Annotated in this window: 23 protein-coding genes; 6 read left to right on the top strand and 17 right to left on the bottom strand. The window is 42.6% G+C overall.

Going from position 1 to position 25,187, the window contains the following annotated elements; genetic code table 11:
• Positions 1 to 2 precede the first annotated feature (2 nt).
• Positions 3 to 1,448: an ATP-binding protein gene (locus L3J70_01705; GenBank protein ID MCF6235085.1), complete on the bottom strand. Its 1,446-nt coding sequence runs from the start codon at positions 1,446 to 1,448 to the stop codon at positions 3 to 5.
• Between the two features lie 295 nt (positions 1,449 to 1,743).
• On the opposite strand from L3J70_01705, the gene L3J70_01700 reads away from it, so the two are divergent.
• The gene (locus tag L3J70_01700) at positions 1,744 to 1,989 is read left to right on the top strand and encodes a calmodulin (protein ID MCF6235084.1); all 246 of its coding nucleotides are present in this window, start codon (positions 1,744 to 1,746) and stop codon (positions 1,987 to 1,989) included.
• 171 nt (positions 1,990 to 2,160) lie between these two features.
• On the opposite strand, the gene L3J70_01695 is transcribed toward L3J70_01700, so the two are convergent.
• The 3 genes from L3J70_01695 to L3J70_01685 all read right to left on the bottom strand — a co-directional run bounded on the left by L3J70_01695 (position 2,161) and on the right by L3J70_01685 (position 5,599).
• Complete coding sequence (locus L3J70_01695; GenBank protein MCF6235083.1) at positions 2,161 to 3,339, bottom strand: ABC transporter permease; 1,179 nt, start codon at positions 3,337 to 3,339, stop codon at positions 2,161 to 2,163.
• Positions 3,332 to 4,708, bottom strand: coding sequence for an ABC transporter permease (locus L3J70_01690; protein ID MCF6235082.1), 1,377 nt, complete (start codon positions 4,706 to 4,708; stop codon positions 3,332 to 3,334). Before L3J70_01690 ends, L3J70_01695 begins: the two co-directional genes overlap by 8 nt.
• A gap of 357 nt (positions 4,709 to 5,065) precedes the next feature.
• Positions 5,066 to 5,599, bottom strand: a complete 534-nt coding sequence (locus L3J70_01685) for a hypothetical protein (GenBank protein MCF6235081.1) — start codon at positions 5,597 to 5,599, stop codon at positions 5,066 to 5,068.
• Positions 5,600 to 5,747: 148 nt separating this feature from the next.
• On the opposite strand from L3J70_01685, the gene L3J70_01680 reads away from it, so the two are divergent.
• Positions 5,748 to 6,113 carry a DUF6164 family protein gene (locus L3J70_01680; GenBank protein MCF6235080.1) on the top strand — a complete coding sequence of 122 codons (366 nt, stop codon included), beginning with the start codon at positions 5,748 to 5,750 and terminating at the stop codon, positions 6,111 to 6,113.
• A gap of 16 nt (positions 6,114 to 6,129) precedes the next feature.
• Here the strand turns inward: L3J70_01680 and L3J70_01675 are convergent, their stop codons facing one another.
• From L3J70_01675 to speA, 8 genes are all read right to left on the bottom strand, one after another.
• Entirely contained in the window at positions 6,130 to 6,819 is a 690-nt protein-coding gene (locus L3J70_01675; GenBank protein MCF6235079.1) for an NrdJb, read from the bottom strand.
• A gap of 2 nt (positions 6,820 to 6,821) precedes the next feature.
• Complete coding sequence (locus L3J70_01670) at positions 6,822 to 8,975, bottom strand: adenosylcobalamin-dependent ribonucleoside-diphosphate reductase (protein ID MCF6235078.1); 2,154 nt, start codon at positions 8,973 to 8,975, stop codon at positions 6,822 to 6,824.
• Positions 8,976 to 9,206: 231 nt separating this feature from the next.
• Positions 9,207 to 11,078: a polysaccharide biosynthesis protein gene (locus L3J70_01665; protein ID MCF6235077.1), complete on the bottom strand. Its 1,872-nt coding sequence runs from the start codon at positions 11,076 to 11,078 to the stop codon at positions 9,207 to 9,209.
• 118 nt (positions 11,079 to 11,196) lie between these two features.
• Positions 11,197 to 12,561, bottom strand: a complete 1,365-nt coding sequence (locus tag L3J70_01660; protein ID MCF6235076.1) for a sigma-54 dependent transcriptional regulator — start codon at positions 12,559 to 12,561, stop codon at positions 11,197 to 11,199.
• A gap of 19 nt (positions 12,562 to 12,580) precedes the next feature.
• On the bottom strand, positions 12,581 to 14,227 hold the full coding sequence (locus L3J70_01655) for an ATP-binding protein (GenBank protein MCF6235075.1): 1,647 nt from the start codon (positions 14,225 to 14,227) through the stop codon (positions 12,581 to 12,583).
• Between the two features lie 9 nt (positions 14,228 to 14,236).
• On the bottom strand, positions 14,237 to 14,746 hold the full coding sequence (locus L3J70_01650) for a zinc ribbon-containing protein (GenBank protein ID MCF6235074.1): 510 nt from the start codon (positions 14,744 to 14,746) through the stop codon (positions 14,237 to 14,239).
• Between the two features lie 129 nt (positions 14,747 to 14,875).
• Entirely contained in the window at positions 14,876 to 15,391 is a 516-nt protein-coding gene (locus L3J70_01645; GenBank protein ID MCF6235073.1) for a peptidylprolyl isomerase, read from the bottom strand.
• A gap of 36 nt (positions 15,392 to 15,427) precedes the next feature.
• Complete coding sequence (speA, locus tag L3J70_01640) at positions 15,428 to 17,329, bottom strand: biosynthetic arginine decarboxylase (GenBank protein MCF6235072.1); 1,902 nt, start codon at positions 17,327 to 17,329, stop codon at positions 15,428 to 15,430.
• 87 nt (positions 17,330 to 17,416) lie between these two features.
• Between speA and L3J70_01635 the strand changes: the two genes are divergently transcribed.
• Positions 17,417 to 18,238 carry a response regulator gene (locus L3J70_01635; GenBank protein MCF6235071.1) on the top strand — a complete coding sequence of 274 codons (822 nt, stop codon included), beginning with the start codon at positions 17,417 to 17,419 and terminating at the stop codon, positions 18,236 to 18,238.
• Positions 18,239 to 18,335: 97 nt separating this feature from the next.
• On the opposite strand, the gene L3J70_01630 is transcribed toward L3J70_01635, so the two are convergent.
• The 5 genes from L3J70_01630 to L3J70_01610 form a co-directional block, all read right to left on the bottom strand.
• Complete coding sequence (locus L3J70_01630; protein MCF6235070.1) at positions 18,336 to 18,641, bottom strand: hypothetical protein; 306 nt, start codon at positions 18,639 to 18,641, stop codon at positions 18,336 to 18,338.
• Positions 18,642 to 18,728: 87 nt separating this feature from the next.
• The gene (ppk2, locus tag L3J70_01625) at positions 18,729 to 19,646 is read right to left on the bottom strand and encodes a polyphosphate kinase 2 (protein MCF6235069.1); all 918 of its coding nucleotides are present in this window, start codon (positions 19,644 to 19,646) and stop codon (positions 18,729 to 18,731) included.
• Positions 19,647 to 19,982: 336 nt separating this feature from the next.
• A complete protein-coding gene (locus tag L3J70_01620; GenBank protein ID MCF6235068.1) occupies positions 19,983 to 20,222 on the bottom strand; it encodes a ribbon-helix-helix domain-containing protein in 240 nt (79 codons plus the stop codon).
• A 57-nt stretch (positions 20,223 to 20,279) separates the two neighbouring features.
• A complete protein-coding gene (locus tag L3J70_01615) occupies positions 20,280 to 20,951 on the bottom strand; it encodes an SDR family oxidoreductase (protein MCF6235067.1) in 672 nt (223 codons plus the stop codon).
• Positions 20,952 to 20,969: 18 nt separating this feature from the next.
• Positions 20,970 to 22,844 (bottom strand): ATP-binding cassette domain-containing protein, encoded by a 1,875-nt coding sequence (locus L3J70_01610; GenBank protein MCF6235066.1) that lies wholly within the window; start codon positions 22,842 to 22,844, stop codon positions 20,970 to 20,972.
• 77 nt (positions 22,845 to 22,921) lie between these two features.
• Between L3J70_01610 and L3J70_01605 the strand changes: the two genes are divergently transcribed.
• From L3J70_01605 to hemH, 3 genes are read left to right on the top strand one after another with little or no spacing between them, the layout of a single operon-like run.
• Complete coding sequence (locus L3J70_01605; GenBank protein MCF6235065.1) at positions 22,922 to 23,680, top strand: class I SAM-dependent methyltransferase; 759 nt, start codon at positions 22,922 to 22,924, stop codon at positions 23,678 to 23,680.
• 5 nt (positions 23,681 to 23,685) lie between these two features.
• Positions 23,686 to 24,117, top strand: a complete 432-nt coding sequence (gene rnhA / locus L3J70_01600) for a ribonuclease HI (GenBank protein MCF6235064.1) — start codon at positions 23,686 to 23,688, stop codon at positions 24,115 to 24,117.
• Between the two features lie 47 nt (positions 24,118 to 24,164).
• Positions 24,165 to 25,160, top strand: a complete 996-nt coding sequence (hemH, locus tag L3J70_01595; protein MCF6235063.1) for a ferrochelatase — start codon at positions 24,165 to 24,167, stop codon at positions 25,158 to 25,160.
• The last annotated feature ends 27 nt before the right edge of the window (positions 25,161 to 25,187 follow it).

Genomic DNA, 25,187 nt, shown 5'->3' with positions numbered 1-25,187 from the left:
GATTACTCACTTTTTTTCTTATTTTCATCTAATGGCAAACAAACTCTAAAGTGCGCGCCATGATCCGATTCCATCACATGAATACTGCCATTGTGCAAACGAACATAACGTTGAGCAATAGCCAAGCCTAAACCAGTTCCTTTAACAGGCCCCTTTATAACCTGCTTGCCCTGAAAAAATGGCTCAAAAATTTGTTGTCGATATTCAGTACTAATTCCAGTCCCCTGATCAATCACATCCAGACAAGCCATTGAACCCTCAATACCGAGTTTTATTTTTATTTCTGCTGAATCCGGAGAGTATTTAATAGCATTGGACAATAGATTATCGATCACATTTCGCAACTGCTCAAGCTCACCTGAAATCGTTACGGGATGAATTTCTTTGACTACACTGATGTGTCGTGGGCGCATGGCGAGTTGATGCTTTTTGATGACTTCATGAAGCATTCCGGCCAAATCAACCTCTTGAAGTTTAGCCGGTCTATTTTGCGCCATGGCAAGATTAAAATTTAACAGGCCTTCAACCTGCATCTGCAGTTGTAAACTACTCTCCTGAAGAATTTCCACCACCTCAGCCTGCTCTTCATTTAACGAGCCAACCACCTTGTCACGCAGTAACCCTGCTCCTTCACGTATTGCCGTCAATGGTGTTTTTAACTCATGTGATACATGCTGCAAAAAAACAAGTTTTTGCTGATCCAGTTCAGCCAGTCGCTGCCGCATCCAATCCAGCTGTTCTCCTAGCTCGAGTACATCCTGAGGGCCGGAGACTGATACAGGAGTCGCCCACTCCCCAGCCCCTAAACGATGAATGGCTTTTCCCAGATTGCGTAATGGCCGAGTGATCAATATGCTAAAAATTCCTGAAAGTATTAATGCCAGAGGTATTAATGCAATGGCTTGCCACAATAACATCTGTTGCACACGTTCAATCTGCAAATTCATGGTATCACTATCGCCGACAATCCACTCTGTCACAGAGCCAGGAATCGGACGTACAACACCTGCAAGCTTAAGTGATGGGTCAAGTATTTGTGCATCATTTCCTGACATGGCAGCCCATTTTTTTAGCTGCCCATACATCGCCTCTTCGCGCCGTGAAAGCTGTGTAATTTGACCCGATAAATCCACGCCGAGTGGTAGAGCCAATAAGCGTGTGATCGCTTCAGCCAATTGCTTTCTTTGAGCCTGATAACGCTCAAGCAATATCGGATCACGTAAAATGCCATACTGCCCAGCACTTCTTTCCATGCTTAATGCCTGCGTGGTAATCAGTCGGCTTGTCTCAACGGCCTGCACAGAATCCCGCATCACTTTTTGCATTTGTACTGCTAATCTGTCGACCTGAAGTACCGTGCTGATCAGAGCAATAGTCAAGGGAGTTACAACCAGCAAAAACCCTAATACAGTAAGTCGACGAATCGAACTGGAGAACCTCATTTTCATTATGCTCTGATTCACAATATCGTAAACTCTATCAGCTTTTAACCAAAGACACGAAGTGTCTCTAAATAGAGACAGCCAAAAACCCTGTACTAATAGGCATGAGTGAATTATTTATAAAAAAGTGTCGCCTAACAACGACAATAAATCACGAAAGCTAGAGCAAGAACATCACTAAAACATACATAAATAATTGAATTATATAAATTTAATAGAACATGGCATACCATTTGCACTATTAAAATCAATCGTAAAAATTGCGATTGATTCTTATAATAACTATTAGAGAGAGAAGATCATGACTAATAAACTACTAATTCTTGCCTTGGCCATCGCTGCTTCTGGAACTGCTATTGCAGGTGATGCTTATTCAGCGCTTGATGCTGACAACAGCGGCGCTATCAGTCTGTCTGAAGCTGCAGCTCTGCCTGGTCTGACTGAGCAATTCAACGTTCTGGATGTTGATGTTAATGGTAAGTTAAGCGCTGAAGAGTTTGCCAAGTTTGAAATGGCTGAAGCTGAAGCTCCATATACACCTCAATAAAATCTCAGGTGAACGGACTGGCAGTTATTATCCTATCTACGTACACTGCCAAAAACATTAACGGATGATGACAAAAGCTCCGCAAGTGCCCACCTGCGGAGCTTTTTTTTGGTAAGCTTTATATCACTACGGCCTTAAACAAAACCAAAAACCTTCACACAGGCAACATCATCACTTATTCTTGGAAATATGAGGATCAATCGCATCACGCAACGACTCCCCAATCAAGGTATAGGCAAACACAGTGAGAAAAATGGCTCCTCCTGGGAAAACGGCCATCCACCAGTTAAATGTTGAGGCCTGAACAGCCTGATTCAACATCTGTCCCCATGAAGGATCATCCACTAAACCAAGCCCTAAAAAGCTCAATGTGGCTTCAGCCAAAATTGCGGATGCGACACCAAAGCTGGCGGCCACCAAAATGGGCGCAATGCCATTCGGTAACATGTGGCGAAACAGAATTGATTTCAGCGGCAAGTCACAAGCAATCGCAGCTTGCACAAATTCTTGCTGACGTAAGCGTAAAAATTCTGCTCGAATATAGCGCGCATAACCCGACCAACCCGTTATCCCAATAATCACCATCATGACATAGAGGTTTGGACTAAAAAAGGCGACAAAAATCAGTAATAGAAATAGAGTGGGTACGGCTTCAAACACTTCCACCAAGCGCATTCCAAGCATATCCACCCAGCCGGAGAAGTAGCCCATCAATCCGCCGAGGATAAGGCCGATGAACATTGCGATACCGGTGGCGATAAAGCCGATTGCAAGCGCAATCCGTGAGGCATGAATCATGCGACTTAATACATCAGCACCATCGGTTTCAGTGCCCAGCCAATGAGTGCGCTCTTCACTGCCGAGTGGTGATTCAAGCCCGGTATCACCATCATCACGCAAATAGTCTTTCGGTGAATAAGGAATGGGGGCATGCACCACCCAGTCGTACTGACCTGTGTTTTGATTATCACGATACTGTTCGTAAATCGTCAGTTGCGGCGGGGAAATAAAAGAGACGCTCAATGTGGCAACTACAAACAACAGACCCAAGCCCGCCATGACCTTACGCCGTAAAGCCCACGGTATCAGTAATAAAATTATTGTGATTAATAGCAGTGCCAATATGATCACGTCATTAGGTGTCATAAATTGCAGCATTGGGCTTTGCCACGCTCCATTCTGACTTAACAGCAATGGATGGCTATTCGCTAACAGAGGTGCAAATACAGCACAAAAAATTAATACTCCGATCCAGAGCAAACCTAATCGAGCGCCCCAACGGCTGAATGTATCGCGCAAAATTTGTGCGACATAACCGCTGCCTTTTTCGGGCAATCCTGAATCAGTCATAGCTCACCCGAGGATCCGCCACTGCGTAACAGAGATCTGCAATCAGATAGCTAAACAGAGTCAAGACACCACTGATCAGTGTAATTGATAATATCAGCTCACGATCCCGCCCCTTGACAGCTTCAATCGCCAGCTTTCCCATGCCATCAATACTGAAAATAGCCTCAACAATTACTGAGCCTGCTAGCAAACTGGGCAACAGAGTCGCTGAAACTGTAATCAACGGCAACAAGCTGTTACGAAATACGTGCCGCCATAAAACATCTCGCTCAGCCAAACCTTTGGCGCGTGCAGTACGTGCATAATCGGCAAGTAGATTTTCCAGCATTGCAGTTCGCATCAATTTCGCCAAAAAGGCGAAGCCGCCATAAGTCAAACAGAGCACAGGTAAAATCAGATGCCAAAGACGATCCAGCAAAAAACCTCGTACAAATTCATCTTGCATTAGAGTACACGCCAACAATATGCCGAGAAAAATACCCAGCAAACCCATCAAGCTGGTACGCAGCGCAGTAAAACTTGTATAACCAAGCAAACCTAATAGAACAGAGCCGCTCACACCGAGTAAAACAGACATGAATAGAGTGCCTGCATTCACATCACTGGCCATCATAAAACCCAGAATGCCGCCCAACCCTGCCATCATGGCCATTCTTATGGAGCGTTTTGCATATTGGCTCAATGCAACCAGCGATAATAATCCTATCACCATAAAAAACATCAACAGCAAAACATCCCACATAGATCCCCAATGCGGTAGAAATGGCATATCCAAGGCTTCACGGTCGCTGAGACCCGCGGTCGGAAACCATTGCCAATACTGATCACTGGCAAAAAAACCGATCAACAGCACACCCGCCAACATTGTTGGAATAGACCACAACCCCAGCATTGCAATACTGGATGAGGTGTCAAATGATTTTCCACGCTGGGTTGCGGCGCGCACCCCGACTGCAATAGAGAGCAGATAGATAATGGGCAGAGAAAGTACATTGAGGAGCAACGTAATCGGCACACGTTCTTCGATTAAATCCAATACAGAACGGCCGTAACGAAAGCTCATACCTAGATCGGAGCCTTTAAAAAGTGAGAAGCCATTGACGCTATTGTTTTCATCAAAGGTAAAGCCAATAGGGGAGATATTATTGAGCCAACGCAAATATTGCATAGGAGCAGGCTGATCCAGCCCGTACAGACGATTGTAATAATCCTCCATCGCCTGCTTCGCTTGTGGCTCCATATGGCCTTCAATCAGACTCTGAGCACTGATACCACCTGGTGCGGCGGCCATGACCGTAAATACAACCAGGGTGATGCCCAGCAAAGTCGGTATCATCAGTAATAAGCGGCGCAAGATGTAGCTATACATTTATAATTCAGTTTATATATTTTTGGTTGTTTTTAACTGCTTTGCAGTTTAGCAGTGATGCATTGTTTTTTCTTCAATTGAATCAAAATCGAGTAGTCGTTGACAAGGTGTGTCTAGTGTTAAATGTTGATTAATGTTGATTAATGTTCTAGTGAAATTGCCGATAACTACTTGCTAATGTCAATATAATTATTGACAAACTGGCATTTTCCGTGTGAAAATTAAAAAAAGTAGAGCGTATAAACGGAATGGTTGAACAGGCTAGCACTCCCCCGCCGAGAAATCGGTCTTTACCCAAGAGTAAGGATTAAAAGAGGTTCCGATTAGTTTAGAAGCCCCTGTTTTTCAGGGGCTTTTTTATTGTGGTTGTTTAATCACTTTATTCACATGAGTATTATAAACAATGACTTTGAAACCTATCGGCTTTTTATTTTTTCGCTCTTGTTCATGGTCTTTACTACGAACATATGCACTTTGAACATATAAATTAATTACACCTTTTTTCTTTGATTTAGAAAGAGTAAAGTAGACTTCATATTTTTCTGTTACTCCTTCATCACCCATCACATCAACTGTGAAAAAATTGCTATTTTTTGCATGGTAACATTTACGGTTCTCTAGGCTTTTTATAATATATGGAAGTTTCTTAGACCACTCATAACGTTCAAAACAAAAGACTCTTGTTTCTCTATTATCACTATATAAATGCTCTTTTTCTATCACTTCACCATTAAGTTGTTTTCGAGAGAAACAATGAAGACTAAAAATAACCTCTAGTGAATACCGTTTTTCTGGATTATGACCTTTTGCCTCTTGAACAACAGTGAATGCAAATGGCTGCAAATGTCCTAATTCATAGATTTTATTTTTATATATAAATGGATTCCACATAATGCCTAATTACTGCCCTGTATTTCTATAACCGTTAATTAAACAATTTTTGAATAAAAAATAATTTCTTTGCTATTGGGTATAGATTAGATATTATTTGAGCCCATTCGCAGTAGTGCAATAATTATTAAAAGGCAGTTTCTCATAAATGGCTACCCGTGTTTTTAACCTTAATAATGTTCCCGATGATGAACTCGAAGAAGTTCGAGAGCTGTTCAATCAACATCACATCGACTTTTATGAAACACCCGCAGGGCGCTGGGGCATCTCATCCCCTGCGCTATGGATTAAAGATAAAAAGCAACATGCTCAGGTCAAGAAGCTTTTAGCTGAATATGCGATTGAACGCGCCTCGCGTAAACGTTCAGAATATGAAGAACTTAAAAAAGAGGGGCAACAAAAAACAGCTTTTGATTTAATCAAAGAAAAACCGCTCTTTGTTGCCATGTATGCCGCCATTCTCGCATTGATCATCTACCTTTCAACGCTACCCTTTGTTCATTTTTTCAAATAGAAATTTTTATCATCCATTAGCCACACTTTGAATCGCCACAATTTAGGCAGGTTAAACAGCCGTCCATTTTAATCATGGCTTTGGTATTGCATTTTATGCACAGCTCAGAACCCGCTGGAAAATCACTGTCACTATTTTTTTCACTTTTACTCTGCACTGCTTCTAATTGCGCACGCTTTTCAGCAATCATTTTTTTCTGGTGCTCATCAAGATCTTCATCTTGAATCATGCCGATCATACGCAGGTGGGATTCAATCGCATCGCCAATTTCAGCCACTAATGATGGCATGAACTGGCCACCTTTCTTGAAGTATCCACCACGCGGATCAAACACAGCTTTTAGTTCATCGACTAAAAATGTAACGTCTCCTCCCTTTCGAAATACCGCAGAAATGATTCGTGTCAGCGCGACGATCCATTGAAAGTGATCCATATTTTTGGAGTTAATAAACACTTCAAAAGGACGACGCAATTCGTGTTCGGTACCTTGATTCAGAATAATGTCATTGATCGTGACATACAGCGCATGCTCGGAGAGAGGTGTTTTGATTTTATATGTTGAACCGACCAGCATTTCAGGGCGTTCAACTTTTTCATGCATCTGAATGACATCAGCTACACTGTTTTCTGCAACAGATTCCACTTTTACATCATCTGCAGATTTAACTTTGTAACCTACGATTTTACTTTTTAATTTAACAGCCATCATTAAAGCTTCCCGTAATAACCTTCTTTAAGCGCGTCATAAAGATTTGCAGCGGTATGTATTTCACCGTCATACTCCACCTCTTCATTACCTTTCAAATCAACCTGGTCACCATTTTCCAAGGTAAAGCTGTAGGTTGTATTTTCCAGGTCAGCCTCTTTAACCAGAACCCCTTGAAATGCTTCTGGGTTAAAGCGAAATGTTGTACAGCCTTTTAATCCTTTTTCATATGCGTATAGATAGATATCTTTGAAATCTTCATAGGCATAATCTGTTGGCACATTTGCCGTTTTTGAAATGGATGAGTCAATCCATTTCTGTGAGGCTGCTTGAACATCCACATGCTGTTTTGGTGAGATGCTATCCGCTGTAATAAAATAATCAGGCAAGCTCTCTTCAGGCTTGTCTGCATCAGGCATGGCTTTATGGTTGATCAGCTCACGGTACGCTAATAACTCATATGAACAAACATCGATTTTCTCTTTTGTTTTTTTGCCTTCGCGAATCACATTACGAAAGTAGTGATGCGCAAATGAGGGCTCAATACCATTGCTGGCATTATTGGCCAGAGAGAGTGAAATGGTTCCTGTCGGTGCAATTGAACTATGATGCGTGAAACGTGCGCCTACTTTGCTCAACTCTTCAACCAGCTCGGGAGCTAGTTTCGCAATCTGTTGCATATAGCGGCTGTATTTGGCATGTAGCACTTTACCTTGAACGGCATCGCCCACTTTCCAGCCATCATCAGCCATTTCCGGACGTTTGAGAAGCATCTCATCGGTCACTGCAAAATTTTCTTCTAAAACAGGTGCAGGGCCTTTTTCTTTGGCTAAATCTAACGCTGTTTCCCAACCGATCAGTGCAAGCTCTTGAGTCACGGTTGAAGTAAACTCCAATGAATCTTCACCACCATATTTCATGCACAACATAGTGATTGTAGAACCTAAGCCCAAATAACCCATGCCGTGCCGACGTTTACTTTCAATTTCATGGCGCTGCTGTGGCAGTGGCAATCCATTGATTTCAACCACATTATCAAGCATACGTGTAAATATGCGAATCACTTTACGATAACTATCCCAATCAAACTCAGCTTTGTCAGTAAAAGGGTTCAAGACAAATCGTGTCAGGTTAATTGATCCTAGCAAGCATGAACCGTAAGGCGGAAGCCCCTGCTCACCACAAGGATTCGTAGTACGAATATTCTCGCAAAACCAGTTATTGTTCATCTCATTGTATTGGTCAATAAGAATAAAACCTGGCTCTGCAAAATCATAAGTAGAAGTCATGATGACATTCCACAAGCGCTGCGCCCGAATTGTTTTATACACTCGACAAGCGACTTGCCCAGCATCATTGGCAATAAACCCCTCTGTAATAGGCCATTCACGCCAGATCACCTGAGATGAGTCATCAAAATTTATATTATCTGTTTTTGACTCTTTTTCAGAGATTGGAAATGCCAGTTTCCATTCTTCATCATTTTTTACCGCTTCCATAAACTCTTTGGTAATCAACAATGACAAATTAAATTGACGTAGACGACCATCTTCACGCTTGGCACGAATGTAATCAAGCACATCGGGATGTCCCACATCAAATGTACTCATTTGCGCCCCACGCCGGCCTCCTGCTGAGGAGACGGTGAAACACATCTTGTCGTAGATATCCATAAAAGAGAGTGGCCCCGACGTATAAGCGCCAGCGCCGGAAACATACGCCCCTTTCGGGCGCAGTGTTGAAAATTCGTAACCGATACCACAACCAGATTTTAGTGTTAAACCGGCTTCATGCACCTTATTTAAAATATCATCCATTGAGTCATGAACGATGCCAGATACAGTGCAATTAATTGTCGAAGTGGCAGGTTTATAGGCTAATGCACCTGCATTGGAGATAATACGGCCTGCAGGAATCGCACCATGGCGCAATGCCCATAAAAACTGCTCAAACCATTCATCACGCTGACTTTGAGTCTCTTCCACATCAGCCAAAGCACGCGCAACCCGTTTGTAAGTATCGTCAATCGTACGATCGACAATATCGCCGTCTTTAGATTTTAAGCGGTATTTTTTATCCCAAATATCTAATGATGCTGACTGCATCGGGACTTCAGTCACAGGAACAGTATTTAATTTAAGAACAGCGCCTTTCATTGGATGGATATCCTCACTAACAATTCACAAACAAAATTTCCATTTATATACTTTTAAACTTTATTAACCATAAAATATATAAGCATTAAAACCTATACATATTGTGTTAACCGAGATAAAAACACACACTATATTGTGGAAAGAAGTGAATTATACCCAAAAATAAATTTAATAAAAGTCTGTTTTTTTATTAAAATGAGTGGTATAAAAGGAAAAATATAGAGCAAAAAGTCATGAAGCTGTTTTTAAATTAATAACATTGCCAGGCTGTTTCTCACCTGTAACCCGATGCATTTCAGGCACCAACTGTTCAAGTGAATTCATCATAATTTTTTCTTCATAGTCCTTGGCTGCAATATGCATGATATCAATTTCATTATTGAGCCAATCCCAATCAACTTTTTTTGCCTGTGCTAGCAAAATCTTATCATGACCCGTTGGACTCAGGTTTTCCTGTTCATAAAATAGCTCTTCATACAGTTTTTCACCTGGGCGTAATCCAGTGTAGATTATTTTCACATCTTTACCTGGTTTTTTACCAGAAAGAATAATGAGCTGTTCAGCCAGATAACTGATTTTTACAGGCTCGCCCATATCCAATACAAAAATCTCTCCACCCTTCCCCATGACACTGGCTTCCATAATAAGCCGACATGCTTCGGGAATAGTCATGAAATAACGTGTAATTTCGGGGTGAGTCACAGTCACCGGTTCACCGGCAGCAATCTGTTTTTTAAACAGCGGAACCACACTTCCAGCCGACCCTAATACATTACCAAAGCGCACGGTAATAAAGTGAGTTTTCGAGCGTCGGTTCAGTGCCTGACAATAGATTTCAGCGGCACGTTTACTTGCTCCCATCACATTGGCAGGGTTGACCGCTTTGTCCGTAGAGATCATTACAAACGTCTCACAACCCCACTCTGAAGCCGCGCGTGCCATTGTACGTGTACCACTCACATTATTAATAATCGCTTGCCGTGCCTGATTTTCCAAAATAGGCACATGTTTATAGGCTGCGGCATGAAATATCACATCGGGTTTGCAACGTTTCATAACGTGATCAACAGTGGCTTGATCACACACATCCCCAAGACAAGCATGCAGCACAAACTCAGGGTACTCTTGGCGTAATTCCATCTCAATGCTATATAAGTGATATTCAGAGCGCTCATAAAGTATTAATGCTGCAGGCCCCAACCGACACACCTGGCGACAAAGCTCAGAACCAATAGACCCTCCCGCACCTGTAATGAGCACAGTTTTTCCCGTCAATCCTTTACTAATACGCCTCCAATCCAAAGTAATCGCATCCCTGCCCAACAAATCTTCCAGCTTAACTTCACGCAGTGCTTCCAATACAGTACGATCCGAAGAGAGATCCTGCAGCCGAGGGAGCGTTTTAAATGGAATATCAAGCTGTTCACACAGGTCAACAACACGCTGCATTTCACTGTTTGTTGCTGTTGGTATCGCAATCATCACCAAATCAACAGATAATGTTTCCACAATGTTGGACAGATGATCGACATCCCCCATCACTTGGGTTCCATGCACACTTGCACCTTTCAGGCGAGCATTATCATCTAAAAAACCAACCGGCAAATAACCATCATCACGCCGCATTTCGCGCACCAACATCTCTCCTGCTCGTCCAGCCCCCAAGATCAGCACTCGCTTGCGCTGTGAAATATTGCTCCACTGCAACTTTTGATCACGGTAAATACGATAGATTAAACGAGGAACTCCAAGAAAAAGCGTTAAATAGACTGCATAAAGTGCCAATACGGAGCGAGGCACGCCGTCCAAACGAGTAAACAGGAACAGCACCAGACTAATCGCTAAAGTACCAATAGCGACAATGCGAATAATACGCCACATATCAGGGACACTGCTAAAACGCCATACCCCCCGATACAAACCCACTTTCCACAATACAATTCCCTGCACAATGAGTACAGCAGGCAATGCCTGTAACATGGCCTGAATTTCTACGCCGCTTAATGAATACTGATAACGTGTCAGATAAGCCGCTGCCCACGCCAATGACACCATCAAGAAATCATGGGAAATTACAGAAATACGTTTGTAATCTGCTTTCATTTTTAGTCTCTACACCATAAATAATTAGGCACTATAATAACATGCCCATTATAAATACCATGTTTTGCACATAAATTCTGTGAACAACGAGACCAGACAATCAAAAACCGACTGAAGTCTATGCAAGATCCAGCTTTTTCAAACGATAACGCAACGCACCAAAACTGATACCCAACAACTTAGCTGCTGCCGTTTTGTTATAACGCACCTGCTCCAATGCTTTTATAATGGTCTCTTTTTCCACAGAATCGACCATTAAATCCAAATTACCTGATGCTACTTTTTGTGTCATTTTATTTAAACCATGGCCTGTATTTATCACTTCAGACTCAGGGAGCAGCAAATCTTCAAGCTCAATTTTATCCCCTTCTGAAAGTGTCATTGCACGCTCGAGAATATTTTCCAGCTCACGAACATTTCCGGGAAAAGAGTAGTTTTGCAGTGCAGTCAAAGATTGTTCAGACAGCAGTGACGGTGCGCTATTGAACACTTTTGCCAAACGAATTAGAAAATGATCCACCAATAATGAAATGTCTTCAGGACGTTTACGTAAACTTGGCACATGCAACTCAATCACATTAATACGATAAAACAGGTCTTGTCGAAAACAACCATTTTCGACCAGCGCTGACAGGCTCTTATGTGTTGCACATAAAATACGCACATCAACCGACTGCTCTTTTTGTTCGCCGACGCGGCGAACGGCCTTCTCCTGAATTGCCCTGAGCAACTTCACTTGCATTTGTAACGGTAGATCAGCCACCTCATCCAAAAATAGTGTGCCGCCATTCGCAGCCTGAAACAGCCCTTCTTTATCTGATACAGCGCCCGTAAAGCTTCCTTTTTTATGCCCAAAAAATTCACTCTCCATCAACTCCTGTGGAATTGCTCCACAATTCACTGGAACAAAAGAGAAGTCACTTCGTGCACTCTTTTCATGAATCGAGCGTGCCACCAGCTCTTTACCTGAGCCTGATTCGCCACTAATATAAACAGGTGCCTGACTGCGTGCCAGCTTATCAATCATCACTCGTGTTGACTGGATGGCCGCTGACTCTCCGAGCAGCTCAAGTGTTGGATTTTTATTTATAGATAAAGTTTTCGGGGTAATCTCCAGAGAAAGCTTGAGTGCTGTTTGCACAAGATTACGCAGAACCTGTAAATCGACAGGCTTTGAAACAAAATCAAATGCACCGGCTTTAAGTGCCTCAATCGCAGAAACCATACTGCCATGTGCAGTAATCACTGCCACAGGCAGATCAAAAAAATATTTTTGTATATGTTTCACCAAGTCAATGCCATTCCCATCGGGCAAGCGCATATCAGTCAAACATAAATTAAACGTATAGTTTTTAAGTAAGTGCTTCGCTTCAGCAAGATTTTTTGCTGAATGGCATAAAATTTCCATACGTTCCAGAGTTAACGCCAATAACTCTAAAATATCCGGTTCATCATCAACAATCAGCACGATTGGTTGACTCATAGACCACCTCCCTATGTTTTTATCCTTTCTTAAGCGTTCTTCTAATATCCGCAAAAGTAATACGAAAACAACTTCCACCACCGGAAGCTGGTAAATAATTTAATCGAGCCTGATTTGCTTCGCATAAGCCACGAGCAATGTATAACCCCAACCCCGTCCCTTCAACTTCTTTGGTAAAAAAAGGCTCAAATATACGCTCAACTTCTTCAGAGTTCACACCCGAACCAAAATCAATAAGATCTAAATAAGGTGTATATGACTCCTCAGTAAAACCCACTCGTAATTCAAGTTTTGCCGCACCCTCGCTGGGCTGAGTATAACGCAAACCATTATGACAAATATTCCACACCACCTGATACAGCTGTGTTGAATCAAAATAAACATCAACAGGATCGGCCTCAAAAATTGTAACAATATCCTGCAAGGGATCAAGATGCTGAGCCAAACAGAACTCTTCCATAAACTGTACCAGCCAGGTATGTAAATCAATATGGACAGGCCGAGATTGGCCACTACGGCTCAATTGTAAAATATTTTCAACAATTGTGTTCACTCGTAATGCATGATTGCGAATAATTTCAGTCAGTCGCAGGTCACTTTGCGACAAGTCGGGAGCTTCCGCCAATAGTTGCCCTGCGTGACTGATTGCTCCAAGTGGGTTACGAATTTCATGGGCAATACTTGCAGTCAACTGCCCAAGCGATGCCAGCTTAAGTTGCTGTGCCTGCTGTGCCATTGCCGCCATGTCTTCAAGAAAAATCAGTGTTCCTGATATCTGCTGATCTGCCCCCAAACGAGCAAAATGCGGTAACAGATCAGTAGACATTTCATTGGCGCGAAATGTACTTTCTCTATCAATTTCATCTGTTTTCCAAGCATTTAGTCTAGATGAAAGCGCAGGGCATATTGCGGCTAGCAGAGTCCCTTCTACATCCTCCTTCAAACCCAATTGATGACGTGCAGACTCATTGACCAAGTGCACCTGATCCAGGCGATTTAATACAACAATACCGGTTTGCATTTGTTGAATGACATACTGGGTCAATTGAACCATATTAGCAAGATCACTGCCTCGCTCCAACGCCAGTGCTTCACTCTCACGCAACTTATTAGCAAGAAGGTGACTCGCTAAAGAGACCACTAAAATAACGAGCGCCAGCATTCCCGACTGCGCCAGACTTGTACTCGGCTGAGAAGTCAAAATTTGAGTATAAAACTGTTCGCCTAATACGATCAAACTGGCAAATGAAGCAAAAAACAGCACAGCCTGCATACTCATAATCAGGCTACTGCCCGCCATCGCCACCACAAGCAACACCCCCCAACCACTTCCAGCGCCACCCGCAGCATGCATAATGAACGTGATAAAAAGGATATCAATAACGGTCAGTGTATACACTTGACCCGTAAAATCAGGCCAACGCTTTAATACACTAAAGAGAGCGATAATACCGACTAAAAGATAAAACAGACTCACAGTAAACAGAATTGAAATGCCTGCATCCGCACGCAATTTCAATTCATTACCGTACAGTGTCATAAGTACAAAAATACAGCCGAGCGCTATGCGGTAGTAATTGAAGTACCACAGTGGTTTCCAGGTGGTGAGATCAGCAGGTTTTAGTAAATGGTCGTATGACTCGGTCTCAAATGATGGAGCAGACACGTAAAAAAATCACCGTTTAAAAACTGTTTTGTGGCACTTGGGACAAGGGGGAATATGACCCGTAGAGTGGAAATGCATCTCCTGACCGCAATCTACACAGTGCAGCGTACCTATTCCGGTCACTTCTCCAGTACGCCACTCACTCTGCTTGCGCGCACGTTCAGACAGCTTATCAAGCTCTTCGCGGGTATGGTCAGCCATGCTGGAAAACAGCTCAAGCACTTTTATCTCAATGAGCTCTAATTCAAATTTGAACCACTCGGATAACTGCGACTCTGTCTGCTTAAGGTAGTGCGCTGCATCATCCAGATCACGCTTCAGGTAGTCTGAAACTTTATTGGCTTCTTCCTGAGTCACTTCACCCAGCTCGACTGCTTTTTCACGAGCCGCCTGCAGAGCTTTTTGAACAGCGGGTGAGGTCTCTTTTTCAGCTTGATCAATCAACGCTTTAACCCGTTCCAGCATACGGTTATAAGCATGAACGAGCTTTTCAGTGTTATGGGTATTATTGTCAGTCATCACATCCACTCCCAATCTGCGTATAAAAAAACAGCTACACTCCGACTATAGCATTTTGCCCATAAAAAAGCCCCGACAATATCGAGGCTTTTGACTACAATCATGACGATGCATAAGCACAACAGGCTATTATTTATCCAAAATTATATTCCAATCATCCAGGCGAGACTGCATATCAGCTTTTAACTCCGCAATATCCCCTTCGATTTCAACAGACTCAATCGAATCTCCTTGTGAAATTTTATTAACGACAGCCATATCATCATCACTGACCACCGCACCAAAAACAGTATGTTTACCATCTAACCAAGGCGTGGCCACATGAGTGATAAAAAATTGGCTGCCATTCGTTCCCGGCCCTGCATTTGCCATCGAAAAAACACCAGGTTTGTCATGACGCAGCTCACTATTGCACTCATCTTCAAACTGATAACCAGGGCCGTCGCTACCTGTACCCGAAGGGCAACCACCCTGAACCATAAAATCAGCAATCACACGATGAAAGCTCAAATTATTGTAATAACCACGCTCAACCAGATTAACAAAATTTGCTACGGTTATCGGTGTCTGGTCTGCATAAAGTTTTAAACGGATTGTACCCTGACTGGTTTTCATCACTGCTGTGATATCACTATTTTCGCTCATTTGTTTTCCTTCTTATGGATTTAAAATTTTTTACTTTCATTTACTCTCAAGATAAGTATAGCCACTCATCCCCACTTTCAAGGCCTGCATAAAGATCGTTCGTTGATTATTGTCCAGTGAAGCCAATTTAACTTTTTCCTGGAAAATATCAAGCAGTTCATCAACATCAAACTGAACAAAATTCAGTACCGAATCGACCATATCGCCATCAGTCACCTGCGTCAAACAATAACCCCCATCATCATTGAGCTCTACATTCACCGAATGAGTATCACCAAACAAATTGTGCATGTCACCCAAAATTTCCTGATAAGCCCCCACAAGGAAAATACCTAAAAGATAAGGCTTATTTTTATCAGACAGGTCAATAGCATGAAGCGGCAAACTGCTTTCAATGCCCGCTTCATTCACATAATGGTCAATACGACCATCAGAATCACAGGTCATATCATGAATAATGCCACGCTGGGTGAGCCTTTCGTTTAACCGCTGCAGCGGCACAATCGGAAAAACCTGATCAATCGCCCATGCATCAGGCAGCGATTGAAACAGTGAAAAATTGCAAAAATATTTATCTGCCAGATTTTCATTCAACTCATCCAATACTTCACGATGAGCACGCAATTCAGGACGTAATAATGTCTGCACTTTTCTACACGTCGTAAAATAGAGCTGTTCAGCTTGCGCCCTCTGCTCCAGGGTCAAAACCCCATGAACATACATCGTCTGCGCTTCAGCCAAATAATGCACCACATCATGGTAAATTTCCAAGGCAGGATGTTCTGGCAATCTTTGCACCGCATTCCATAGGTCATGAATAATGCGTGGGTCATTTTTATTTGGTGACGACAATAAAGTAGTGCCCAACTGCTGCTCAACATCAATAACATTCGTCATCAGCATCGCATGGTGTGCCGTCATCGCTCTGCCAGATTCTGTGATAATATCGGGGTGTTTCAATCCGTGACTTTCACAAACTTCACATAAAATACGCACAATATTTTGAGCATATTCACGCATACTGTAATTCATCGAACAGAAGCTGCGTGAACGCGTTCCTTCGTAATCCACACCAAGACCACCGCCCACATCGACTACTCTAACATTAACGCCTATGCGGTGAAGCTCTGCATAAAAACGAGCGGCCTCATGCAAACCTCGCTGAATATCACGAATATTGGAAATTTGAGAACCCAAGTGAAAATGAAGCAGCTGCAAAGTATCAAGCATATTGGCTTGTCGTAACCGATCAACGGCTTCTAATATCTGCGTTGCAGAGAGCCCAAACTTTGCCTTTTCACCCCCGCTGTTTTGCCACTTCCCCATACCAGTAGCAGTCAAGCGAACCCGAACACCTAGCTTGGGAGTCACACCCAAGTCACGCGCCTCTTCAATCACCAGAGAAAGTTCAGAAAGTTTTTCGAGCACAATACATACATCATGACCAAGCAACTGCCCAATAAGAGCAAGACGAATATATTCACGATCTTTATAGCCATTACATATCACCACGCCCCCATTTTGCTCAGACAAAGCCAGCACAGCCATCAACTCAGGTTTACTCCCTGCTTCCAAGCCAACCCGTACACTGCAATCACGCAAGATCTCTTTCACAACACTGCGCTGCTGGTTGACTTTGATCGGATACACAGCGGTAAATTGCCCTTGGTATTGAACATCCACCATAGCCGATTCAAATGCAGTACAAAGCTTTTTTACACGCTGGTGTAAAATTTCAGGAAAGCGAACCAATACGGGCAGAGAGAGCCCTATGTTTGCAATATCACGGCTTAACGATACACAATCAATTGCTGCTGAACTTTCACTCCCTCTAGGGGTGGCAATTAAATGCCCTGCATCATTAATATCAAAATAGCCGCCACTCCAGTGACTGATACTGTACGTTTCACGTGCGTTTTGAATATTCCAGCTCATCATTTATGGAGTCATTAAGGATAAAATCACTTCAGCGATTATTGCATTTACCGATAAGAATCGAAACAGGGAAGACAAGGACGTATACTCATGGCGGAAAAATCACTCACTATTCAGGATCTTTCAATCACACTGGTTGAGCCTTCACCGACCCAGAAAAAAATCATATCCAACCACTTGGAGAGTTTAGGTGTCTCCCGCTCACAGTGGTTTCAAGAAGGTGCGGCATGCCTGGAAAATCTAAAAACATCATTCAAACCTGATTTAATTATCAGCGCGATGTACCTGCCGGATATGAGTGGCACTGAACTCGTACAATCACTTAAAAATGACCCTGAGCTTGATGATATTCCATTCATGCTTATCTCCAGTGAAATATCTGACTATTATCTTGAACCAATCCGTCAAGCTGGTGTTGTTGCCATTCTGCCGAAACCTTTTGATCTGAATGAACTGCGCAATGCACTGTATGCTACTGTTGACTTTTTAGAGCCTGATACCAACGCACTTAAAGATTTTGATATTGAAGAGCTTCGTATTCTTCTCGTGGACGATAGTTTGAGTGCTCGTAAACATATCATCCGAATTTTAAATTCTCTCGGCATTGAAAATATTACCGAAACCATCAATGGAAAAGAGGCTATAGATCAACTGGAGTCTGATTTTTTTGATCTGATTGTAACGGATTATAATATGCCAGAAATGGATGGCAGAGAGTTAATAGATTACGTACGCGAACAGAGCAATCAATCATCAATTCCTGTTTTAATGGTCACCAGCGATGCAAATAACAGCCACTTGGCTGGCATTAAGCAATCCGGTATTTCAGCCATCTGTGACAAACCTTTCGAACCTAAATTGGTTATATCACTGATTAAAAAAATACTCAGCGGTACTCCCCAAGCCAGCTGATATAACAACCAAGCCCTTTTACCTGGCAACTGACACCTTTTCAAAAGCAGCACACCCTTCCTTTGATGGTGCGCTGCTCTTTTGAACTATTAAAAATTTATTTGTTTTTTTTCTTATTTTTTTTAGCTTCCTTAATACCTTTCTTTTTAGCTGTTTTTTTCGCCGTCTTTTTCTTGGCGCTTTCATCCGCCTTTAATTGTTTAAGCTGTGAAGTGGCTTTTTTTAGACGATTTTCAGCTTTAATCACCAAATCTTGAGCTGCATGAGCTTGTAAAGATGCCTTGTTAGCTTTTGCTTCAGCTTTTTTAGCCGAGTCTAAAGCCTTTGCAATATCTTTTTGGGACTTTTTAATGATCTTTTTAATTCTTTTTTTAATTTTCAGTTTCTTTGCTTCTGAACTCATATTTTTTCTCCTGATAGTAAAAAATTCGTTTAAGCATAAAAATGCTAGCTAGAGTCGAAATACATAGCATGTATTTGTATGGCTATTTTATATATTTGTATCTGGCTGATTATAGTAATCAGTAGATTCGTCTTTCTCATGAATATTCTTTGCAGAGCCAGCAATAAGGGGGTCTAACTTCCCAACAACATCTGTATCCTTATTTGGGTAGCTCAATAGACTTAAAAAGTGACGCATACAGTTAAGGCGGCCACGTTTTTTATCATCTGATTTAATAACTGTCCAGGGAGCATCCTTCGTATCTGTATGGAAAAACATCTCCTCCTTACTTTTAGTGTAATCATGCCACTTACCAAGTGATGCCATATCAACTGGACTTAACTTCCATTGTTTCAAAGGATCTTTTTGGCGTGATTTAAAGCGACGAAACTGCTCTTCACGACTCACTGAAAACCAGTACTTAAAAACAATCAATCCAGAATTAACGAGCATTCTTTCAAATTCTGGTGTTTGGCGCAGGAACTCTAAATACTCGCGATCATCACAAAAACCCATCACCCTTTCAACACCCGCACGGTTGTACCAAGAGCGATCAAATAACACGATTTCACCTTTAGATGGAAGGTGTTGGATATAACGCTGGTAATACCACTGATTTCGCTCTCGAGCATTAGGCTTTTCTAATGCAATTACTTTTGCACCACGTGGATTAAGGTGCTCCATAAAACGCTTAATCGTTCCACCTTTGCCAGCAGCATCACGCCCCTCAAAAACAATGACAACCCGCTGTTTGGCATCTTGAATCCAACCTTGAGCCTTTAACAGCTCAATTTGTAACAAATGTTTCTCTCGTTCATAGGTCACCACATCCATTTTTTTATTGTAAGGATAGTTCCCATCTTCGTTCCATCTGATCTTTGGATTTCTAGCATTAAGATCAAATTTAATTTTTTTCTGGGTTTTATCCTCTACACCATGGCTATTTTCTTTTGCCTTTTTAGTCATAATTTTATTTCGACTCCTCACTAGATCAACAGCCTTTAAGATGAGTTTAATTATAACATACAAAAAATATTTTCACTCAATTTATCTCACTCTAAAATGGTCATAAATCCTAGATAATAAAGGGTCATTCAAAGTGATGCAGACGGCGGCTTTAGATTGACGCAATGAAACGAAGGGCGATGTTGTACGGAGCCGTAACGGACGCAGGACGGCCGGGGCAAAAGGAATTAGCTGTCATGTTAGTGAGTGAATTTTTGGCAGGGATGGCTGAGAGTTAATAGATTACGTACGAGAACAAAGCGATCAATGGGCCTGAATCTATTAATATTTTCTTCATTATTTTTTTGATCGTATTTTATTTTTAATGAGAACTTTTCTATCTTGTGAAAGGTTATCTTGCCCACTCGCATACTTTCCAAAAAGTTCTCTACCGAGCTCCCATGGGGATGGCCGTTCTAATTTGTCAAAAAATTCCGTGAGGCTTTTTCTTACCAACTCAGATTTACTGACACCTAATCGCTGCGCCGTATGATTGATTGTTTTTTCCAATTTAGGGTCAAGCCTAAGAGTGATCATATGCCTTCTCAATAATTACCGTATTACTCATTGTAATACAGCGACTGAGTGTCAACATTAATAAGGCACAACCTTGCCATCAAATGCGACAAATGCACCGAGCTCATACTCACCAATGCGTTGAATCACATCACTCATTCCTGCAATGGATTGAGTCACATCAATCAATCCACCGTGCCCCGTCATATCAGTACGCACCCAGCCAGGATGCAACGTAATCACCTGAATACCATATTCAGCTAAATCAATGGCCATTGATTTAGAAATAATCACCAGTGCCGCTTTTGCAGCTCGGTATGCGTAACAACCTCCACTGCTATTATCATCTGACGACCCCATTTTCGAGCTTAAATTAGCAATCGTACCCCGTGCTTTTTCGATACGCGACTTAAGGGCTTGCGCGACTCGTAGTGCGCCCAGACAGTCGATATCAAACACGGTCTTCATGGTTTCGGCTGTGACCGTTTCAAACGACTGATTAGCACCATAAATACCAGCATTGTTTATCAATAGATCCAGTGAATCAGGCAAGTCCATTTCTGCTAATGCCGCTGTCGTTTTGTCTTCCTGAACATCCCACCGTACGGCATGCAAACCAGGCGAAGTGATGTCAGCCAGCCCACCTAAATCACTGCGGTAACACGCCCAAACCTTATACCCCTGATCCAGATAGTGTTCAACAAACCCCAGACCAATGCCACGATTGGCTCCTGTAATTAGTACATTCATAATTTTTCTCCCGCCCAATCAGGCATCCAATATTTCCCAGCGAGCGTAAGCTTTAGCCAGCTCATCACCAATCACTGAAAGTCGGCTTGATGACTTGGCGATCACATCCGCTTCTTTTTTATAAAACTCTGGATCCGCCATCGCTTGGTTCAAAGACTTTTGCTCTTCTTCCAAAGATTCGATCAGTTGTGGTAAATCTTCTAGCTCTTGCTGCTCTTTGTAACTCAATTTAACAGGTTTATTGCTCTCTGGTTTAGGTTCTACTTGAGGTTTTTTTTGTTTCACTGGCGCTTTTATTTCAATCTGAGGGCGCTGTCTGAGCCAATCATCGTAACCACCCACGTATTCACTGATCTGACCTTCACCTTCAAGAATTAACGTACTCGTCACGACATTATTGAGAAAGGCACGATCATGACTGACCAGCAATAGTGTCCCTTGGTAAGCGACTAAGCGGGACTCTAATAGCTCCAGTGTTTCCACATCAAGATCATTGGTCGGCTCATCCATCACGAGAACATTAGCAGGCTTGGTAAATAATTTAGCAAGCAGCAGTCGATTTCGCTCTCCACCTGAGAGCGCTTTAACGGGTGTTCGAACACGCTCCGGGCTGAATAAAAAGTCCTGCAAGTAGCCCATGACATGGCGTGGTTTGCCATCAATCATCAGCTCATCGCCATTTTCAGCAACGTTATCTTGAACGCTTTTTTCTTCATCGAGCTGACTTCTTAGCTGATCAAAATAGGCCACTTTCAAACTGGTTCCCTGCTTGACACTTCCTGTTTGTGGCTCCAGTTTTCCTAACAAGATTTTTAACAGTGTAGTTTTTCCTGAGCCGTTCGGGCCAATGATGCCGATTTTATCACCCCGTATAATGGTAGTGCTGAAATTGTGCATGCAGACTTTTTCAGGATAGTTAAAGCTGACATTTTCAACTTCAACAACGACTTTCCCAGAGCGTGTCGCTTCTTGCATTTGTATCTTTGCCGTACCCGAACGCATGCGCCTTTCACCCGCTTGTTTACGCAATGCTTCTAACGCACGTACTCGCCCTTCGTTACGTGTACGCCTCGCTTTAATTCCCTGACGAACCCACACCTCTTCTTTTGCCAGCTTTTTATCAAACTCAGCGCGCTGTGATGCTTCGGCATCAAGCATCTCTTCTTTATGGCGTAAATATGCGTGATAATCACCCGGCCAACTGGTGAGTTGACCTCGATCCAGCTCTATCATTCGTGTCGCCAGATTTTGCAACAACATTCGATCATGAGTCACAAATAACAGTGCACCTTTATAACCCAACAAAAAGGCTTCAAGCCAATCAATCGAAGCAATATCCAGATGATTGGTCGGCTCATCCAGTAATAATAGATCAGGTTCGGTGACTAAGGCTTGTGCCAGCAAAACCCGCCGCTTAAGCCCACCCGAAAGCCCCGCAAATGAAAGTTCTGCATCCAGGCTGAGCCGAGTCAGCACTGAATCCACTCGCTGCTGCAACAACCATCCATCGTGCGACTCTAACTCATGTTGAACTTTCTCTAGCTGATCCAGCACATCCTCTCCAGCTTCGAGCTGATTCAACACTTCATGATAATCACTCAAAAGCTGTCCGACGTGCCCCAAGCCTGCCGCCACCACCTCATAAATAGATTGCTCAATATTTTGCGGCACTTCCTGAGCGAGCTTTGCAATTTTTATACTCTGAGAACGCTCAATCACGCCGTCATCGGCTACAATTTCACCAGCGATCAGCTTCATCAGGGTCGATTTACCCTCACCATTACGCCCAATCAAGCAGAGCCGCTCACCCGTATTGATCTGAAAGTTGATATGATCAAGCAACAATGGGCCGCCATAACTAACACAAATATTTCTTAAATTTAATAATGCCATAGTGTTTTTTTTATCTATAAATTAAACTGACGACATTCTGCCTGTAACTGTCACTTAAATAAAGGGAACATAAACCGATGTCTGAACTGTTAATGCTGCAAAAAATGCGACGCTGGTACTCCAGCGCCATTGGCCAGCATGTACTGGAAACAGAGCAGATATTAATTGATGAAGCTCTTTCCAAACTATTCGGTTACGAGCTACTTCAAATTGAACATTTAACGAGCAGGGACTTGCGTCAAGCCAGCCAGATTAAGCATCACACAACTCTATCTACTGATACAAAGCACCCCGATAAAGCGATTAATGTCTATGGCCGCTATGATGCACTTCCTATCACCACCGATACAATTGATGTTGTACTGCTTCATCATACTCTTGAACTCACGCAATCGCCCGACCTAATTTTGCGTGAAATAGACCGAATATTGATTCCTGAAGGGCACGTTGTTATCTGCGGATTTAACCCGTATAGCCTGCTCGGACTGTGGCAAGTATTTTCAAAACAAAAAACGAATGCCCCTTGGTGTGGCCACTTTCACGGAGTATCTCACATTAAACAATGGCTGAAAGAAGTAGGTTTTGATATTATCGAACAACACAACTACTGCTTTCGCCCCCCCCTTCAGCAACAAAAAATAATGCAAAACCTGAAAATTCTCGAATCAACAGGTGCGCGTTGGTACCCTCAATGCGGCGGTGCATATATGTTAGTTGTAAAAAAACGAGTGATCACCTACACACCGATCAAACCTCGTTGGTGGCCACAAAAAGCACTGGCTTCAAGCCTGACTCAGCCAACACTGAGAAATTACAAAACAGATAATAAAGAGTGAATTCTATGGTTGAAATTTTTACTGATGGCGCATGTCGTGGCAACCCTGGCCCAGGGGGCTGGGGAGCCATATTAAAATATAACGGCCATGAAAAAGAGATTTTTGGCGGTGAAAACCACTCAACCAATAATCGCATGGAACTCATGGCGGCCATCATGAGTCTGGAATCACTCAAAAAACCCTGTCACGTACAACTGACCACGGATTCAAAATATGTCAAAGATGGCATTAGCCAGTGGATTGTCAACTGGAAAAAGCGTGGTTGGAAAACGGCCAATAAAAAGCCTGTTAAAAATGATGATTTATGGCGCCGTCTTGATGCCGCAACAAGCATCCATGAAATTGAGTGGCTGTGGGTCAAAGGGCACTCTGGACACCCTGAAAATGAAAAAGCAGATGAACTGGCCAACAGAGGCATTGATCAACTCACATTGTGAATGATACTCCAAAATCAAAACTTTATTAATATTTAAACCAAGCGCTCATGACTAAAATAAATAGTAACTCAACACACAATAAAAATTTATCCGTGGGAGTTTTAATCACTAATTTAGGAACGCCTGATGCGGCCACCCCTAAAGCAGTACGTCGTTACTTAAAGCAGTTTTTATGGGATCCGCGCATTGTTGATATACCACGCATCCCCTGGTGGCTGATCTTGCACGGCATTATTTTGCGTACACGTCCGCGTCGCTCCGCAGCACTTTACAAATCAGTATGGACGGATGAAGGCTCACCTCTACTTGTCATATCCCAAGCACAAAAAGATGCGCTGCAAAAAAAACTGGGAGATACAGTCAAAGTTGAACTCGGAATGCGTTATGGCAATCCATCCATCCCTTCTGCCCTCGAAAAACTTAGGCAGCATGGAGTAAAGCGCATTATTGTTTTACCGTTATACCCTCAACATTCATGCACAACAGCGGCATCGACTTTCGATGAAATCGCGAATACATTCAAAAGTTGGCGTAACCTGCCTCACCTGCAATTTATCAGCCGATACCACACCCACCCCAAATATATCAGTGCATTATGCAATTCAATCCAGGAGCATTGGGCAAAACACGGTCAAGCAGAAAAATTAGTACTCTCTTTTCATGGTTGCCCCAAACACCACCACACTCAGGGCGACCCCTATTATGATGAGTGCCTGGAAACAGCACAAAGCGTTGCAGAGCAGCTTAAGCTGCCCAAAGAGCAGTGGGTTGTGACATTTCAATCACGCTTTGGCCGAGCAGAATGGCTAAAACCCTATACTGACGAAACACTTAAAAAGCTCGCTCAAAGTGGCATCAAAAGCCTTGATCTTGTCTGCCCAGGGTTCAGTGCTGATTGCCTGGAAACTCTCGAAGAAATTGCTGTGGAAAACAGAGCATATTTTATTGAGTCAGGTGGTGAAAAATATCATTATATTCCAGCACTTAATAGTAGACCGGACTTTATAGAGGCCATAGCTTCACTGGTTTCAGCTCAAACTTAAAAGTTATTAATAATAAAGATCTCCTAC

It is taken from the genome of Gammaproteobacteria bacterium (assembly GCA_021648145.1).
GTDB lineage: Bacteria > Pseudomonadota > Gammaproteobacteria > JAADGQ01 > JAADGQ01 > S141-38.
Note: the sequence above shows the minus strand (reverse complement) of the source record. Positions and strands in the feature narration are given on the sequence as shown.